This is a genomic window from Streptomyces sp. NPDC043738, from assembly GCF_056436545.1.
In genome coordinates, this window is the sequence record NZ_JBWKCJ010000005.1 from 103,674 (window position 1) to 120,454 (window position 16,781).

14 protein-coding genes are annotated in these 16,781 nt (G+C 72.7%); 1 reads left to right on the forward strand and 13 read right to left on the reverse strand.

Annotated elements, in window-relative coordinates:
* Positions 1 to 13 precede the first annotated feature (13 nt).
* The 3 genes from AC0680_RS09605 to AC0680_RS09615 form a co-directional block, all read right to left on the reverse strand.
* Positions 14 to 3,739, reverse strand: coding sequence for an AAA family ATPase (locus AC0680_RS09605; RefSeq protein WP_478626347.1), 3,726 nt, complete (start codon positions 3,737 to 3,739; stop codon positions 14 to 16).
* A 302-nt stretch (positions 3,740 to 4,041) separates the two neighbouring features.
* Positions 4,042 to 4,245: a hypothetical protein gene (locus tag AC0680_RS09610; RefSeq protein ID WP_006602857.1), complete on the reverse strand. Its 204-nt coding sequence runs from the start codon at positions 4,243 to 4,245 to the stop codon at positions 4,042 to 4,044.
* 381 nt (positions 4,246 to 4,626) lie between these two features.
* Positions 4,627 to 4,908, reverse strand: a complete 282-nt coding sequence (locus AC0680_RS09615) for an acylphosphatase (protein WP_384433684.1) — start codon at positions 4,906 to 4,908, stop codon at positions 4,627 to 4,629.
* Between the two features lie 180 nt (positions 4,909 to 5,088).
* Between AC0680_RS09615 and AC0680_RS09620 the strand changes: the two genes are divergently transcribed.
* Entirely contained in the window at positions 5,089 to 6,024 is a 936-nt protein-coding gene (locus AC0680_RS09620) for a CAP domain-containing protein (RefSeq protein WP_478626350.1), read from the forward strand.
* Between the two features lie 139 nt (positions 6,025 to 6,163).
* Here AC0680_RS09620 and AC0680_RS09625 read toward each other — a convergent pair whose 3' ends face one another.
* The 10 genes from AC0680_RS09625 to AC0680_RS09670 all read right to left on the reverse strand — a co-directional run bounded on the left by AC0680_RS09625 (position 6,164) and on the right by AC0680_RS09670 (position 16,630).
* Entirely contained in the window at positions 6,164 to 6,388 is a 225-nt protein-coding gene (locus AC0680_RS09625) for a hypothetical protein (protein ID WP_478626351.1), read from the reverse strand.
* A gap of 72 nt (positions 6,389 to 6,460) precedes the next feature.
* A complete protein-coding gene (gene mutM / locus AC0680_RS09630) occupies positions 6,461 to 7,390 on the reverse strand; it encodes a bifunctional DNA-formamidopyrimidine glycosylase/DNA-(apurinic or apyrimidinic site) lyase (protein WP_478626353.1) in 930 nt (309 codons plus the stop codon).
* A gap of 78 nt (positions 7,391 to 7,468) precedes the next feature.
* On the reverse strand, positions 7,469 to 8,359 hold the full coding sequence (gene rnc, locus AC0680_RS09635; RefSeq protein ID WP_478626354.1) for a ribonuclease III: 891 nt from the start codon (positions 8,357 to 8,359) through the stop codon (positions 7,469 to 7,471).
* 19 nt (positions 8,360 to 8,378) lie between these two features.
* Positions 8,379 to 8,552: a 50S ribosomal protein L32 gene (gene rpmF / locus AC0680_RS09640; protein ID WP_028802425.1), complete on the reverse strand. Its 174-nt coding sequence runs from the start codon at positions 8,550 to 8,552 to the stop codon at positions 8,379 to 8,381.
* 2 nt (positions 8,553 to 8,554) lie between these two features.
* Complete coding sequence (locus tag AC0680_RS09645) at positions 8,555 to 9,187, reverse strand: YceD family protein (protein ID WP_478626707.1); 633 nt, start codon at positions 9,185 to 9,187, stop codon at positions 8,555 to 8,557.
* 162 nt (positions 9,188 to 9,349) lie between these two features.
* Entirely contained in the window at positions 9,350 to 10,468 is a 1,119-nt protein-coding gene (locus AC0680_RS09650) for a cell division initiation protein (protein ID WP_478626356.1), read from the reverse strand.
* 127 nt (positions 10,469 to 10,595) lie between these two features.
* Positions 10,596 to 11,078 carry a pantetheine-phosphate adenylyltransferase gene (gene coaD / locus AC0680_RS09655; RefSeq protein WP_478626710.1) on the reverse strand — a complete coding sequence of 161 codons (483 nt, stop codon included), beginning with the start codon at positions 11,076 to 11,078 and terminating at the stop codon, positions 10,596 to 10,598.
* A gap of 26 nt (positions 11,079 to 11,104) precedes the next feature.
* Positions 11,105 to 11,704, reverse strand: coding sequence for a 16S rRNA (guanine(966)-N(2))-methyltransferase RsmD (gene rsmD / locus AC0680_RS09660; RefSeq protein ID WP_478626358.1), 600 nt, complete (start codon positions 11,702 to 11,704; stop codon positions 11,105 to 11,107).
* Positions 11,705 to 11,926: 222 nt separating this feature from the next.
* Positions 11,927 to 14,896 (reverse strand): helicase-related protein, encoded by a 2,970-nt coding sequence (locus AC0680_RS09665; protein ID WP_478626360.1) that lies wholly within the window; start codon positions 14,894 to 14,896, stop codon positions 11,927 to 11,929.
* Positions 14,897 to 14,953: 57 nt separating this feature from the next.
* Entirely contained in the window at positions 14,954 to 16,630 is a 1,677-nt protein-coding gene (locus AC0680_RS09670) for a DAK2 domain-containing protein (RefSeq protein WP_478626361.1), read from the reverse strand.
* Between the last annotated feature and the right edge of the window lie 151 nt (positions 16,631 to 16,781).

Here is a 16,781-nt window from a genome sequence, read left to right on the forward strand (position 1 = left end):
TCCGTCTCCGTGGTCAGTGCAGCCGCTGGCTGATCACCTTCGATACGCCGTCCCCTTGCATCGATACCCCGTAGAGCGCGTCGGCGACCTCCATCGTCCGCTTCTGATGCGTGATCACGATGAGCTGGGAGCTCTCCTGCAGCTCCTCCATGATCCGGATCAGCCGCTGCAGATTGGTGTCGTCCAGCGCCGCCTCGACCTCGTCCATCACGTAGAACGGGCTGGGCCGGGCCTTGAAGATCGACACCAGCAGCGCCACCGCGGTCAGCGACCGCTCCCCGCCCGACAGCAGCGACAGCCGCTTGACCTTCTTGCCCGGAGGGCGTGCCTCGACCTCCACCCCGGTCGCCAGCATGTCGTCGGGATCGGTCAGCACCAGCCGCCCCTCGCCGCCCGGGAAGAGCCGGGAGAAGACGCCCTCGAACTCCCGCGCGGTGTCGTGGTACGCCTCGGTGAAGACCTGCTCCACCCGCTCGTCGACCTCCTTGATCACCTGCAGCAGGTCGGCCCGGGTCTTCTTCAAGTCTTCAAGCTGTTCGCTCAGGAACTGGTGCCGCTCCTCCAGAGCCGCGAACTCCTCCAGCGCCAGCGGGTTCACCTTCCCGAGCTGCTGATACGCCCGCTCAGCCGCCCTCAGCCGCTTCTCCTGCTCGGCCCGTACGAAGGCCACCGGCTGGTTGCGGGGGTGGCCGGGGTCCTCCGGCAGCACCTCGCCCTCGGCCGGCGGCGACGGCGGTACGGGCTGATCGGGGCCGTACTCCGACACCAGCGCGGCCGGCTCCACCCCCAGCTCCTCCAGCGACCTGGTCTCCAGCTGCTCGATCCGCAGCCGCTTCTCCGCGCCCAGCACCTCGCCCCGGTGCACCGAGTCCGTCAGCTTGTCCAGCTCGCCCTTCAGCTCCCGGGCGGTGTTGCGCTCGGCCACCAGCGCCTGCTCGCGCCCGGCCTTGGCCCGCTCCGCGGCACCCCGCTCGGCATCGGCCCGCACGACCGACACCTCGACATGCGCCAGCAGCTGCCGCGCCCCGGAGGCGACCGCCCCGGCCACCGCCGCCTCGTGGCGCAGCCGGGCGCGCCGCTGTTCGGCCCGCGCCCGCGCCTCGCGCTCGGCGCGCGCCCCCCGGTCCAGCGCATCCGCCCGCCCGGCCAGCCCCTTCACCCGTTCCTCGTGCGTACGCGCCTGCAGCCGGGCCTCCATCTCGGTCTGCCGCGCATTGGCCCCGTCGGCCGCCAGCCGGTCCCGTACGGAGGTGTCGGGCTCCTCGTCGCCGGCGCCCGGCTCCTCCTCGGCCACCGCCAGCCGCTCGGCCAGCTCCTCGGCCTCCTCGGTGGCCCGCGCCAGCGCCTCCTCCGCCCTGGCGGCCGCCACGGCCGAGCGCTCGGCCTCGCCCGCGGCGGCCCGCGCCTGTCCGCCGAGCCGCCCCAGGTCCCCGGCGACCTTCGACTTCTCCCGGTCCGCCGCCCGCCGCCGCTCGGCCAGCTCCTCGACCAGCGCGGCACACTCCGTACGGCGCTCGGCCGCCGCCCGCTGCACCTGGGCCAGCTCCTCGCAGCGGGCCGCCAGCTCCTCCAGCTCGGCCGCCGCCTCGTCGACGGACGCCTGCACCTCCAGCAGACTCGGCGCGCCGGCGGAGCCGCCCTGCGCGAAGTGCGCCCCGAGCAGATCGCCCTCACCGGTCACGGCAACCAGCTCCGGCCGCGCGGCCACCAGGTCCTCGGCGTCCTCCAGCGTCCCGACGACCACGACGTCCCGCAGCAGCCGGGCCACCGCGGCGGCCAACTCCGGCGGCCCCTGGATCAGTTCACCGGCCGGTACGGGCGCGGAGCGGGGCCCGGGAACCCGGTGTACGGCAGCCTCGTAGGAACCACCGTCACCACCAGCACCATGAGCCCCACCGGCCCCATGGCTCCCAGGCCTGGCCGACACCGCCACGGCTTCCACGGCCTCCGCGGGCGCCCGCTCCTCCACGGCCCGCGCCGGCCCGGGCACCAGCCCGGTGGCGCTCCCGCCGCGGCTCGTGCCGTCCCCCAGCAGCATCGCCGCGCGCCCCGCGTCCTGCTTGCGCAGCAGCCGGATGGCGTCGGCGGCGGTGGCCGGCCCGTTGACGGCGACGGCGTCCGCGGCCGCTCCGAGCGCGGCCGCGACCGGGATCTCGAAGCCGGGGGCGACGGTCAGCAGCTCCGCGGCCGGGCCGAGCAGCCCGCCGAGGTGGTCGGCCGCGGCCAGCAGGGCCCCCGTGCCGTCCTTGCGGCGCAGCCCGAGAGCCAGTGCGTCGTGCCGGGCGGCGGTCGCGGCGCGGCTGCGCTCGGCCGCGGTCAGCGCCTCCCGCGCGGCGGTCAGCGCGGCCTCCGCCTCCGCCAGCTCCCGACGGGCCGCGTCATGCCCCGCCGCGCTCTCCTCGTCGTCCGCGTCCAGCCCCTCGACCTCGGCCTTGAGCTGCTCGTACTCCTCCTGGGCGGCCGCCGCCCGCTGGCGGGCACCGTCCCGGGCCTCGGCGAGCCGCCCGATCTCCGCCTGCGCGGAGGCGGCCCGGCCGCGGGCGGCGGTGACCTGTCCGCTCAGCCGGGCCAGGCCCTCGCGCCGATCGGCGATGGCCCGCGCCGCGTCCCGCAGCCGCCGCTCCTCGTCGGCCAACTGCCGCTCCAGCCCGGCGCGGTGTTCGACGGTGTCCTCCAGCGCCCGGCTCGCGGCCTCCAGAGCGGCCGCCAACTCCGCCTCCTGCTCGCGGATCCGGGCCGCCTCGCGCTCCATGTCCTCCGGGTCGCGCCCGCGCCGTTCCTCCGGCGGGGCCGCGGTGGCGCTCTTGACCCGCGCCTCGGCCAGCGAGATCGTGCCGCGCACCCGCTCGGCGAGCTGTGACAGCTCGTACCAGGTCTGCTGCGCGCGCTGCACACGCGGGCTGAGCGTACGGACCTCCTCCTCCAGCGCGGCCTCCCGCTGCTGGGCGGTGCGCAGCCGCTCCTCGGCGGCCTGCTTGCGCTCCTTCAGGGCCGCCTCGTCCGCGATCTCGGCGCGCAGCGCCCGGCGCAGGGTGACGAGATCGTCGGCGAGCAGCCGCAGCCGGGCGTCGCGCAGATCGGCCTGGATGACGGCGGCGCGCCGGGCCACCGCGGCCTGCCGCCCCAGCGGTTTGAGCTGGCGGCGCAGCTCGTCGGTCAGGTCCTGGACGCGGGCGAGGTTGGCCTTCATCGCGTCCAGCTTCCGCAGCGCCTTCTCCTTGCGCTTGCGGTGCTTGAGGACGCCGGCCGCCTCCTCGATGAAGGCGCGCCGGCCCATCGGATCGGCGTGCAGCACCGAGTCGAGCTGCCCCTGTCCGACGATGACGTGCATCTCCCGGCCGATGCCGGAATCGGAGAGCAGTTCCTGGATGTCGAGCAGCCGGCAGGTGTCCCCGTTGATCTGGTACTCGCTGCCGCCGTTGCGGAACATGATCCGGGTGATGGTGACTTCGGCGTACTCGATCGGCAGTGCACCGTCGGAGTTGTCGATGGTCAGCGAGACCTCGGCGCGGCCGAGCGGCGGCCGCCCGGTCGTCCCGGCGAAGATGACGTCCTCCATCTTCCCGCCGCGCAGCGACTTGGCGCCCTGCTCGCCCATGACCCACGACAGCGCGTCCACGACGTTGGACTTGCCGGAACCGTTGGGGCCCACGACGCAGGTGATGCCCGGCTCGAACCGGAGCGTCGTGGCGGAAGCGAAGGACTTGAAGCCTCGCAGGGTCAGACTCTTGAGATGCACGCCGTTGGACTCTACCGGCCCCCTCTCGGCGGGCGGCCCCAACATTCCGGGGCCGGTCGCCGGTGCCCTACGGCCCCCGGGTATCCGCGCCGTTCATTTTCGGTTTCATCAAGGAAAGCGCAGGGCACATCATGCGGTAAGGGAGGGGCGGCACGGCCGAAATGGCCTCTGGTCACGCGATCAACGTGCCGGAAGGACGAGCCGGGAAACGACGAAGGGACGCCGAAGCGTCCCTTGCAGATCTTGAAGAGAGCGGTGCCTCAAGCGGCTGGCGAGCAGCCCTACCGGCCCTGGGGTTGGGGTCAGGTGAGCGCGGGCTCCGCCTGGGGTACGTCGATGTCGAGCATCGAGTCGTCGCGACGTGCGGCAGCGGACAGCATGTCGTTCTCGGCCTGCATCCGGATAAGCTCGGATTCGAGGTCTTGAACGCGCTGCTGAAGCCGTCGCATCTCGGAGAGGACTCGGGGGTCGGAGCCGCCGACGTAACCGAGAAGCGCCTTTGCCATGATGGATGGTCCTCCACAATGAGTGACCGACCGAAGCGGTGTGGGTCGTGAGGGATTCGCACCCGCGGTGCTTGTCATTCTCTGGTGTACTCAATGCCAAACAGCTAAGGTGCGCGGGGATTCCAGAGTCTCACCAAACGGTTTGACGGTCAACACGATCACGCCCCGTATCCTCGGGCACCTGAGAGTGCGCGGCCGCGAGGGCTCTGCGCCGACTCCCCAGAAAGGTCCCGCGGGGGCGTGGAGATCATCCGTACAGCGGCAGCCTTGCACGGGTCGGCCGAGTTGGCAACCACCAGGCCTTATCTCCCGTAAGCAGCTGACAAAGACACACCGGCAAGATCGCCTGTGAGGGCCCGCGGAGGGCCGCGGAGGGCCCTGTCAGCGGATCTCGAAGCCGTCGTAGCCGCCCCGGGGCGTGTCCCAGATCTCAGTGACTCCGTCGACCCGCCCGGGCGTGTCTCCGGTGCGCAGCCACTCCAGCAACTGATCGCAGTGGTCCTTCGGCCCCTCGGCGACCACCTGGACGCGGCCGTCGCCGAGATTGACCGCGAATCCGGCGAGTTCGCCGATGCGAAGAGCGTTGGCGCGGGTGAACCAGCGGAACCCGACGCCTTGCACCTGACCACGCACCCACGCGGTCACACGGACAGCTTCGTTCATGTGTGCACGTTAACCGGCCAATTGCTCAGCGGGCACGTCGCCCCCTTGTGCCATGGCGTACAGTCCCCCGACAACGAGACTCACCCGTTCGGGTGAGTCGTCTTGACATCTAGGAAGGCTCTGCGGCGGTAGCCGCCCCAGTGGAGCCGGTGCTTGCACCGGGGGAAAGGAAGACAGCGGATGGGCCGCCATCGACGCTCTGCTCCCCATACGCCCGATGCCCCGGCTGCGGGGCTTGTTGACGCACCGACAGCTGTACGGCACGACGCGCCGGCCCCGGCGGCGCGGCACCGCTCGCACCGCGCCGCACGCGGCCGCGGCCTGGCGCCCGTACGCACCGGACTGCTCGGCGCCTCCGCAGCGGTGGCGATGGGAGCCGTGGCGGTCGCCTCCGGACTGATCCCCGGCGGCGGCCAGTTCGACGGCGAGAGCGGTGACGGCCGGGGCGACCGGGTCCGTGCCGGCACCCTGCCGGAGACCACCGCGCCGATGGGCGGCCTCTCCCAGACCCCGACCGACCGCGCCACCGACACGGCGAGCCGCGGCGGCGCCCGGCCCACCGCCCCGCGCGGCGACCGCCCCTCCTCCCCCATGACGCCGTCCACGTCCCCCTCGCCGCAGCGGCCGACCAAATCCCCCGCCCGGGAGACCGGTTCGCGGCCCTCCGCCGAGCCCACCGAGCGCCCGTCCTCCACCGCGCCCCCGCGCACCGCGGCCCCGTCGAAGACCCCCGACGCCGAGAGCTCCGCCGAGGCCCAGGTCCTGGCGCTGGTCAACCAGGAACGCGCCCAGGCCGGCTGCTCGCCGGTGACCGCGGACAAGGAATTGGCCGGTCTCGCGCAGCGGTTCAGTGACGACATGGCCGAGCGCGGGTTCTTCGACCACACCGACCCGGACGGTCACACGCCCTGGGACCGCGCCCGCGCGCAGGGCATCAGCGACCTCGGCGGCGAGAACATCGCCCGCGGCCAGGCCAACGCCCAGTCCGTCATGGACTCCTGGATGGACAGCCCCGGCCACCGCGCCAACATCCTCAACTGCGAGTACAAGACCCTCGGCGTCGGCGTCCACTTCGGCCCGGGCGGTCCGTGGTGGACCCAGGACTTCGGCTTCTGATCCCGGCGCCCGCACGCGTCGCGGGCTTCCTCACGGCTGTCGCCGAATCTCCCGCGCGCCAGGCCGGAGTGTCCCTCGAACGGCCGTGCCGGTGGGTAAGGGCGCGGGCAGCAGCTTGATCATCGGGTGCTTCCCCGGCTCAGGGCTGCGGCTGGTCGATCGGCCAGCCGCGCTTCGCGGAAAGCCGCGAGACCCTTTCGGCCAGTCCGTCCGGTAGGGGCACGCCCATCCGGCGAGCCGCGCCGAGGCGGTGTCTGACGAGCCCGAGGATCCAGTCCAGCTGGTCGTCGCTGCGCGACGCGTACTCCTCAAGCGCCTCCTGCATGAGCTGCTGCCGGTCGATGCTCGCGGCGTCCTCTGTCATGGGCGCTGAACTTACCCGGCCCCCTCCGCCTCGGTACATCCGTGGTGGCGAGGAGTTATCCGACTGCTACGTTCAGCCGACCCGCGGCGGGCGCTGGCAGCGGGGGCAGAAGTAGCTGGAGCGGTTCATCCAGGCGCGGCGGCGGATGGGGGTGCCGCAGCGGCGGCAGGGTTCGTCCTCGCGGCCGTAGGCGTCCAGGGAGCGGTCGAAGTACCCGGACTCGCCGTTGACGTTCACATAGAGGCTGTCGAAGCTGGTGCCGCCGACGGCGAGCGCGGCGTTCATCACGTCCCGTACGTGGCCGAGCAGCTCGGCGGTGCGCGGGCGGGTGAAGGTGGCGGTCGGCCGTTCGTAGTGGAGGCGGCTGCGCCACAGCGCCTCGTCGGCGTAGATGTTGCCGACGCCGCTGATCAGGGTCTGGTCCAGCAGGGCCCGCTTGATGGTGGTCCGGCGACGGCGCAGCGCGTCGTGGAAGGCGGTGTCGTCGAAGGCCGCATCCAGTGGGTCGCGGGCGATGTGGGCGATGGCGTCGGGGAGCTGCTCGGCGTCGCCGGGGACGGTGTCGTGCAGCGAGAGGCCGCCGAAGGTGCGCTGGTCGACGAAGCGGAGCTCGGTGCCGAGGTCGTCGGCGAAGCGGACGCGGATGCGCAGGTGCTTCTCGTCGGGGGCGTCGTGCGGCTGGACCAGCAGCTGACCGCTCATGCCGAGGTGGGCGAGGATCGCCAGGCCGTGGGTGACCGACGGTGTGACGTGGGGTGCGAGGCCCTCGGCGGCGGTCTGCGCGGCCGGGCCGCCGCCGGTCACCGGGAGCCAGAGGTACTTGCCGCGCCGGCGGGCCGTGCCTGTGCGCAGCCCCTCGAGCCGGGCCGCGAAGTCGGCCGCACCGGCCGTGTGCCGGCGGATCGCGCGGGGGTGGCGCACCTCGACGGCGTCGATCGTGCGCCCGCTGACCCAGCGCTCCAGTCCGCGGCGTACGACCTCGACCTCGGGCAGCTCGGGCACGGTGGGCTCCTTGGGAAAGACTTCTGACCCCGTCCGGGGCGACGCTCGGCCGCCCCGGACGGGGTCAGAAACGGTGGTTCAGTGTGCCGACGACGAGCTGTCGCCGTTGGCCGGAGCCGCAGGAGGCTTCGCGGCGGTGGCCGCTCCAGTGGAGCCGGTGCTTGCACCGGGGGCTTCCGCTTCCTGCGACGCCTCGTCACCGGAAGCCGCCGCTTTGGCCGCCTCGTCCGCCGCGGCGCGGATCGCGCGCCATGCGGACTCGGCCGCCTGCTGCTCGGCCTCCTTCTTGCTGCGGCCGGTGCCGGTGCCGTACGAGACACCACCGACGCGGGCGGCAGCAGTAAAGGTCTTCTCGTGGTCCGGACCGGTCTCGGTGACCAGGTACTCCGGGACCCCGAGGCCTTCGGTCGCGGTGAGTTCCTGGAGGCTGGTCTTCCAGTCCAGGCCCGCGCCCAGGCTGGAGGACTTCTCGATGAGCGGATCGAAGAGCCGGTGCACCAGCTCGCCGGCCGCGTCGAGGCCCTGGTCGAGGTAGACCGCGCCGATCACCGCTTCGAGGGTGTCGGCGAGGATGGACGCCTTGTCCCTGCCGCCCGTGCCCTCTTCGCCCCGGCCGAGGCGGATGAAGGCGCCGAGGTCGAGGCCGCGGCCCACCTCGGCGAGCGCACGCGAGTTGACCACCGCGGCCCGGAGCTTGGCCAGCTGGCCCTCCGGCAGGTCGGGGTGGATGCGGTACAGCGTGTCGGTGACCACCAGGCCGAGCACCGAATCCCCGAGGAATTCGAGCCGCTCGTTGGTGGGCAGACCGCCGTTCTCGTATGCGTACGAGCGGTGCGTCAGCGCACGCACCAGAAGGGCGGACTCGAGCTTGTACCCGAGCCGCCCTTCCAGAAGCGTGTGGGACGAGGCCGTGTCCGCCGGAGTCGGTTCATCCCCGCGTGAGCGGGATGTCGATTTGGCGTCTGACATAGAGCCTGTCACCAGCCGCTCAGACCTCGAGGACCTGGCGCTTGTTGTAGGTGCCGCAAGCGGGGCACGCGATGTGCTGCTGCTTGGGCTCGTGGCAGCGCTCGCACGCCACCAGGGTGGGGACCGCAGCCTTCCACTGCGACCGGCGGTGGCGCGTGTTGCTGCGCGACATCTTCCGCTTCGGAACAGCCACGGCTACTTCTCCTGCTTCTCGTCGACGCCCGCTTCGGCGCCGCCCATGTTGTCCTTCTCGCCGTCCTTGACGGTCCCGGCGAGTCCCTGCAGTGCCGCCCAACGGATGTCGACGGCGTCGTGGTGGTGGTCCGGGTCGTCCGCCAGCCGCGCTCCGCAATCGGAGCACAGGCCCGGGCAGTCGTCCTGGCACACCGGCTGCATCGGCAGTGCAAGCACCACCGCGTCCCGCAGCACGGGTTCGAGGTCGAACAGGTCGTCCTCGAGGAAGAGGGTGTCCTCCTCATCCTCGGCGTCGTCGCCGGCGTCCTTGTCGTGGACCCTGGCATCGGCGTCGGGGTAGGCGAACAACTCCTGGAAGTCGCTGTCGAGCTCTCGCTCCAGCGGCTCCAGACACCTTACGCACTCCCCCTTGACGGTTGCACGGGCGGTACCTGTGACAAGCACCCCGTCCATGACCGACTCCAGGCGGAGGTCGAGCTCGACCGGTGCGCCCTCGGGCACACCGATCACCTCGTTGCCGAGGTCCCGGGGGGCCTCGGCGGAGCGGGAGACCCTCTTGAGCGCACCGGGCCGCCGGCCCAGCTCACGTGTGTCGAACACGAGAGGGGAGCGGTGGTCGAGGCGGGCGTTGATGGCTTCCTGCTTTCTCCGGGGTTTTCGCGCCGCCCGTATTCCGTCGTGGAAATCCGGGCAGCCGAGATCGCGGACATACGCGCGACCGAAGAGCCAGGATACTGGACGGGCCCCGATAGGCCCAATCCGCTCCCGGCCGGACCGGTCCGGCAGCCGGGTCGCCTACTGGCGCCCCTCCTCGTACTGCCGCAGCTGATCGAGGTTGATCATGCTGGTGTCGAAGAGGCTGGTCTCGTCCAGGGCGCCGGGCTGCGCGGCCTGGCCGTGCGGGGCGTGCTGGGGCTGCGGGGGCACCTGCTGCTGGAGGTAGGCGTTCGGGTCGTAGCCCTGCTGCTGCCAGTCGTAGCCGTACGCGCCGGGGTGCTGGGCGTCCTGGGCGTACGCGACGTCATGGGGCTGCTGGTAGCCGTAGACGTCCTGCTGCTGGTAGGCCGCCGGGTCCGGGTAGTACTCCTGCTGCTGGGGCTGGAGTGGCTGCTGGTGCTCCTGGGGCTGCTGCTGGGGCAGCTGGGGCACCTGTGGGGCCTGTGGGACCTGGTCGGCACCGATGCCCGCCAGCCCGGCCAGGTACTCGGCGTCGGCCTGCGGCCGGCCGGAGTGCGGGTCGTCGCCCTGCGCCGCCAGATGTGCGCCCAGCTCGTCGATCGCCCGGGCGCCCTGGAGCTTGTCGCGGCCCCGGCCCACCGCTTCCAGCGTCTTGCTCAGCACGGCCTGGAACGCCCCGAACTTGGCGTCCACGTACGCGTCGGCGCGCTGCCTGAGGGTCTCCGGGTCGGCGCTGCGCTCGGGGGGCGCGGTGCCGTCCTCGTCCGGGTACCCCTGGTCGTCCAGGCCGGCGCCGAGGCCGAGCAGCTTCTCGCGGCCGCGGTCGACCGAACCGATGGTCTTGGTGAGCACGACCTCGAAGTTGGCGAGCTTGCTGTCGACGTAGTCGTCGGCCTCGGCGCGGATCTCCTCCGCCTCCCGGCGGGCCTCCGCGAGGATCCGGTCGGCCTCGTCCTGGGACTGCCGGGCCACCTCGGTGTCGGAGATCAGCGAACCGCGCTGGGCGTGTGCGGACTCGATGATCCGCTCCGCCTCGGCGCGCGCCTGCTCGACCATCTGCTCGCGCCCGCCGAGCAGCTCCTGCGCCTGCGCGAGGGAGCCGGGCAGTGCCGCGCGCACCTCCTCCAGCAGGGCGAGCAGCTCGGCGCGGTTGACCACGCACGAGGCCGACATGGGCATGGACCGGGCGCCGGCGACGGTCGCGACGATGTCGTCGAGCTTCTTCTGCACGTCCACCTTGGACTCGCCACTCTCTGGGGGTTGGAACGACGGAACGGGGTCGACTGTACGTCCACGGGGCCTGCACCCGACACCGACTGACGGACCGTCAGCAAAGCGTCGCGGGCGTGCGCCGGGGACGGGGTCAGTCCTTGTCGCGCAGCCGCTCGGTGAGGGCTTCGAGGACGAACGACGGGACCAGGTGGGAGACGTCACCGCCCCAGGCGGCGACCTCCTTGACGAGGCTGGAGGACAGGAAGCTGTAGGTGGGGTTGGTGGGCACGAAGAGGGTCTCCACCCCCGACAGGCCGTTGTTCATCTGGGCCATCTGCAGCTCGTAGTCGAAGTCGCTGACGGCGCGCAGCCCCTTGACGATCGCGGGGATGTCGCGCTGCTTGCAGAAGTCGACGAGCAGGCCGTGGAAGGACTCGACCTCGACGTTGCCGTACTCGGCGGTGGCCCGGCGGATCAGGTCGATCCGCTCGTCGACCGTGAACAGCCCCTTCTTGGACTGGTTGATCATCACGGCGACGTGGACGACGTCGTACAGCTTGGAGGCACGGGCGATGATGTCCAGGTGCCCGTTGGTGATGGGGTCGAACGACCCCGGACAGACGGCGCGGCGCAACTCGGGTTCCTCGCTCTCCGATCCGGTCATGACACGCTTGTTGACGTCGATTCGGCGGACGTCGAAGCGGCGCGACCGTACCAAAGCGTCCCCTCGCCGTAGCGACGGGCCTTGATCGCTTCGAATCCGTCCGGCCATGGGAACGTGCCGCCTCGGGTGCTGCGTTCCACGGTGACGAGTGCATGCTCGGTCAGCCACCCCTGACCACGGAGTGTGAGCAGGATCTCGCGCAGTTCCTGGTCGGTCACCGCGTAGGGCGGGTCCAGGAAGACGATGTCGTACGGGTCGCCGGGGGCCGGTGCGGCGGCGGTCTGTTCGGCCTTGCCGGCCCGGACCTCGGCGCCCGGGAGGCCCACCGTGCGGACGTTGTCGCGGATGGTGCGGACGGCGCGGGCGTCGGCCTCGACCAGCAGGACGTGGGCGGCACCGCGGGAGAGCGCCTCCAGCCCGACCGCCCCGGAACCGCCGTAGAGATCGAGCACCCGGGCACCGGCCAGCGGCCCGTCGAGCGACTCCCAGGTGGAGAACATGCCCTCGCGCGCCCGGTCGGAGGTCGGGCGGGTGCCGTTGCCGGGTGGTACGGCCAGGCGGCGGCCGCCGGCCGTACCGGCGATCACGCGGGTCATGGGCCCGTCCTTACGTTGCGCGTGGTCGGTGTGGAGTGCTGGTGGGAGCCGGTCGGGCTCCGCTCCTCCACGATATTCCGTCGACCGGCGGCGAGCGGCCGTCCGAGGCGCCGCACGAGCGCCCGGGGCCGTGATCGATCTCACGGCCGAACGGCGCGGGAAGTCCCCGTCCCGCGCCCGGTGCCGGGCCGGCCGGCGCTCCCCCGGTCGTCGCGCAACCCCTCAGCCCTTGTCCAGATACTGCTCCCGCTCCTCGTCCAGCAGGGCGGACAGCGCGATCCTCAGCTCCGGATAGCCGGTCAGCTCCGGATCCGCGGTGACCAGCGCCGTGGCCTCCTCGCGGGCGGACGCGATGATCTCCTCGTCGTCGATGACCGTGAGCATCCGCAGGGAGGAGCGGACGCCGGACTGCGCCTGTCCGAGGACATCGCCCTCGCGTCGCTGTTCGAGGTCGATGCGGGAGAGTTCGAAGCCGTCGAGGGTGGCGGCCACGGCGGCCAGCCGGGCCCGCGCGGGGCTGGCCTCGGGCATCTCGCTGACCAGCAGGCACAGTCCGGGCGCCGAGCCGCGGCCGACCCGGCCGCGCAGCTGGTGCAGCTGGGAGACGCCGAAGCGGTCCGCGTCCATGATCACCATGGCGGTGGCGTTCGGGACGTTCACCCCGACCTCGATGACCGTCGTCGCGACCAGCACGTCCAGCTCGCCGGCGGCGAAGGACCGCATCACCTCGTCCTTGTCGTCCGGCGCCATCCGGCCGTGCAGCACCGCCACCCGCAGGCCCTCGAGCGGTCCCTTCGCGAGCTGTTCGGCGATGTCGAGCACCGCGAGCGGCGGGCGCTTCTCCTCCGCGTCCTCCGGTGAACTCGCTTCGGCGGCGGCCCCCTTGGTGCCGGAACCGCCCTTCTTGGCGCCCTTGGGCGCCTCCTCCTCGTCGTCGCCGATCCGCGGGCACACCACATAGCCCTGGTGCCCGGCGGCCACCTCCTCGCGGACCCGCTCCCAGGCGCGGGCGAGGAAGTGCGGCTTGTCCTTGGCGGGCACCACATGGCTGGCGATCGGCGAGCGTCCGGCGGGGAGTTGGTCCAGGACGGAGGTCTCCAGATCGCCGAAGACGGTCATGGCGACCGTGCGCGGAATGGGTGTGGCCGTCATGACCAGCAGGTGCGGCGGCTGCTTGCCCTTGCCGCGCAGCGCGTCGCGCTGTTCGACGCCGAAGCGGTGCTGTTCGTCGACGACCACCAGCCCCAGGTCGTGGAACTGCACCTTGTCCTCGATCAGGGCATGGGTGCCGACGACGATCCCGGCCTCGCCGGTGACCAGATCGAGCAGCGCCTGGCGGCGGGCCGCGGCCCCCATGGAGCCGGTCAGCAGCACCACCTTCGTGCCCTGTTCGGCCCCGCCCAGCATGCCGCCCTCGGCCAGTTCGCCCATCATCTCGGTGATGGAGCGGTGGTGCTGCTGGGCCAGCACCTCGGTCGGCGCGAGCATGGCGGCCTGGCCACCGCTGTCGACCACCCCGAGCATGGCGCGCAGCGCGACCATGGTGTTGTGCGTGACGGTGAAGTGGTCGGTCACATAGGCGTGGTCGGGGTGCGCGACGCTGATGCACTGGACGGGCTTGCGGCCGACGTGCTCGATGGCCTGGATGGTGCGGCCGAAGCCGTCGCCGCCGCCTTCTTCCGGCAGCGCCAGGTGGACGTCGCAGGCGCCCTCGCCCGCTGGGCGCGCCTGCGCACGGCCGCCCAGGGACCGCACCAGCCAGGCGAGGTCGTCGGCCAGCGGGCCGGGCAGGGCACGCAGGACGGTGTCGGCGCCCGCGGGCCGTCCGGCGGCGTCCAGCAGACCCCGTACCACCGCCAGCCGCTCCTTGAGCGGTGCGTTGCGGTAGGCGTCCGGGACCCGGCCCCCGTGGTCGGCCAGCGCCCTGCCCAGCTCGTACGGATCGAGCGGGCGGAGCTCCCCGCCATCGAGGTCCACCGGCACGGCCGGTGCGATGGACCACTTGGGCCGCCCGTCGGCGCCCAGCAGATCGCCGCGCAGCTCGCGCGTCGTCAGCACCCGCTCCTGCGTGTCGCGGGCCCCGACGATCCACAGGTGCTCGTCGTCGCACTCGACGGCGCTGCCGTCGGACAGCACCAGCCGCCACACTTCCCGCTCCCCCTGTGGGAAGACGCCGTCCACCACGGCGATCTCGCCGCTGGGCACGACCACCTCCGTGCCGACGGCCATCTCCCCCATGGGCCGAAAGCCGCGCGGCGTCAGCACCAGGGCGTCCAGCGGCTGCGCCTTGCCGGAGCCCACCTCGCCCTGGAGGAGGCGGTGCATGGGGTGTTCGGTCGCCAGATCGTCGAAGATCTCCCGGCTGACCTTCTGCTGGCCGTCGGTGAGGGTGAAGGGCAGCTTGGCGTCGAAGGCGTCGAGGATGCCGCCCTTGACCATCTTGCGTGCCACGGCGGGGAGTTGGGTGTCGGCGAGCCGGCGGCGGGCGAGGGCGACCTGCATCACGAACGCCTCGTCCCACTTCAGCCGGGCCCGCGCGTCGGCGATGTCGGCCTTGCTCGCCGGCCGGTGGATCTTGAGCAGTGCCTCGGTGAGCGGGACCAGCGCGCGCCCCTCGCGCAGCGCCTCGGGCAGCGGGTCGACGGCGTCCTGCGCGCTGGGCAGCACCGCGTCGACCGCCTTGGCGATCTTCCAGGACGCCATCTGCTGGCAGGCCGGGTAGATCGGCATCAGCTGATGGGCGAACGCGCTGGCCGCGTCGGCTCCGTCGCCGGCGTCGCGGTCGAGGAGCTCGTACTCGGGGTGGGCGAGCTGCAGTTTGCGGTTGAAGACCGACACCTTGCCGGCGAACATCGCGCGCCGCCCCGGCAGCAGCTCCTTGTGCGGCTTGTGGATGCCCTTTCCGAAGAAGACCAGCTGGAGCCGGCCGCTGCCGTCCGTGAGCGTCACTTCGAGGCGCTGCCCCCGGCCGGCGTTGAATTTCAGCACCCGGGAATCCGCGACCTGCGCGAGGACCGTGACGTGTTCGTCCAGCGGGAGATCCGCGAGGCGGGTCAGCTCACCACGCTCGGCGTACCGGCGCGGGTAGTGGTGCAACAGGTCGCCGACCGTATGCAGGTCGAGCTGCTCGGCCAGCACCTTCGCGGTGGTGCCGCCGAGGATCTTCTTCAGGGGTTCGTCGAGCGCAGCCACGCGTCTATTGCACACCACGCCTGTGACAATCGCGGCTCACCCACCGGCACGGGGTGCTCACTCCACGCCGATGAGCAGCGGCGCGGCGTGCTGGCCACCCTCGTAGACGACCGTGTCCACGGCCAGATGCCGCTCGCGCACATGCCGTTCCAGTCGCTCGGCGAGGGAGTGGGGCGCGTCGGCGCCCAGGACCAGGGTCACCAGTTCCCCGCCGGCCGACAGCATCCGGTCCAGGACCGTCATCGCGGTGCGGGTGAGGTCCGAACCGATCACCGCGACATCGCCGTCGATCAGGCCCAGGACGTCCCCGGCCTGGCAGACCCCGGCCATCGTCCACGACTGCCGCTCGGCGAGGGCCAGCTCGGCGTAGCGGGTGGCGCCCGCGGCCGAGGTCATCGCGACCACGTCCTCGTCGAAGCTGCGGCCCGGCTCGTGCACGGCCAGCGCCGCGAGGCCCTGGACGGCGGCGCGGGTGGGGATCAGCGCGACCCGTACGCCTTCGGTGCGGGCCTGTTCGGCGGCGGCCGCCGCGGTGTGCCGCAGTTCGGGGTCGTTGGGCAGCAGCATCACCTCGCGGGCGTGCGCCTGCCGGATCGCCTGCACCAGTTCACCGCTGGCGGGCGGCTCGCCGGGGCGTACCGAGACCGGCGTGGCGCCGGCTTGCGCACACAGTCCGGCCAGTCCGTCGCCCGGCACCACCGACACCACGGCCCGGGCCGCCATCGCCGGCTCCTTGGCGCGGCCCGCACCGCCGAAGTGGGTGATGCGGATCCGGTACGGCCGGCCCGCCTCGATGCCGGCCTCCACGGCCGCGCCCGCGTCGTCGACGTGGACATGGACGTTCCACAGGCCGTCCCCGCCGACCACCACCAGGGAGTCGCCGAGGCCGTCGAGGCGGGTGCGCAGCCGCGCCACGGCCGCGTCGTCGGCCTCCAGCAGGTAGATCACCTCGAAGGCCGGCCCGTCCGGGTCCGCGCAGTCCTCCGCGGCCGTCCGGGCGGCGGCCTCGCAGCCGGCCGCCTCGGGCAGCGGGGCGTCGGCCCGTACCGCGACCGGGGTCGCCGAGACCTTCCCGCCGAGCGCGTCGGCGAGCGCGCCCAGCAGGGCGACGAGCCCGCAGCCGCCGGCGTCCACGACGCCGGCCCGGCCCAGGACCGCGAGCTGCCCGGGGGTCGCCCGCAGGGCGCTGCGGGCGCCCTCGTGGGCGGCGTGGGCGATCCCGGCCGCGCCGCCGGTCCCGCCGGCGGCCCGCTCCGCGGCGTCGGCGGCCGCGGTCGCGACGGTCAGGACGGTGCCCTCCACGGGGTGCGCGACGGCCTCGTAGGTCGCCGCGGCGGCCCGGCGCAGCGACCTGCGCAGCGCGTCCGCTCCGCCGTCGTCTCCGCCGTCCGCGGCCGCCAGCACCTCGGTCATCCCGCGCAGCAGCTGCGCCACGATCGTGCCGGAGTTCCCGCGCGCCCCTATGAGGGCGCCGTGTGCCATGGCGCCGATGGCGTCGGCCAGGCCGGGGGCGGTACCGGCCGAGGCGTGCCCGTCGAAGGCCGCCTCGACCGCGCGAGCGGCCGATTCGAGCGTCAAGTACAGGTTGGTGCCGGTGTCGCCGTCGGCCACCGGGTAGACGTTGATCGCGTCGATCCGCTCGCGTTCCCGGCCGAGCGCCTCCAGGGCCAGCCCGCACCAGGAGCGGACCGCGGCGGCGTCGAGCGGGTACGGCACGTCGTCCTCCTGGGTCACGGGATGCACCGCACAGTAGCCGCGGCCGGGTGGGGAGGCCGGGGCGGGGGCCCTGGGGTGCGTGATAGTTTCGTTCTACGGGAGCGGTCGTTGTATGCTGCTCCGGTTGCCCGATGCGAATCGGGCCATTTCCTCTCCTGACGACGCCGGC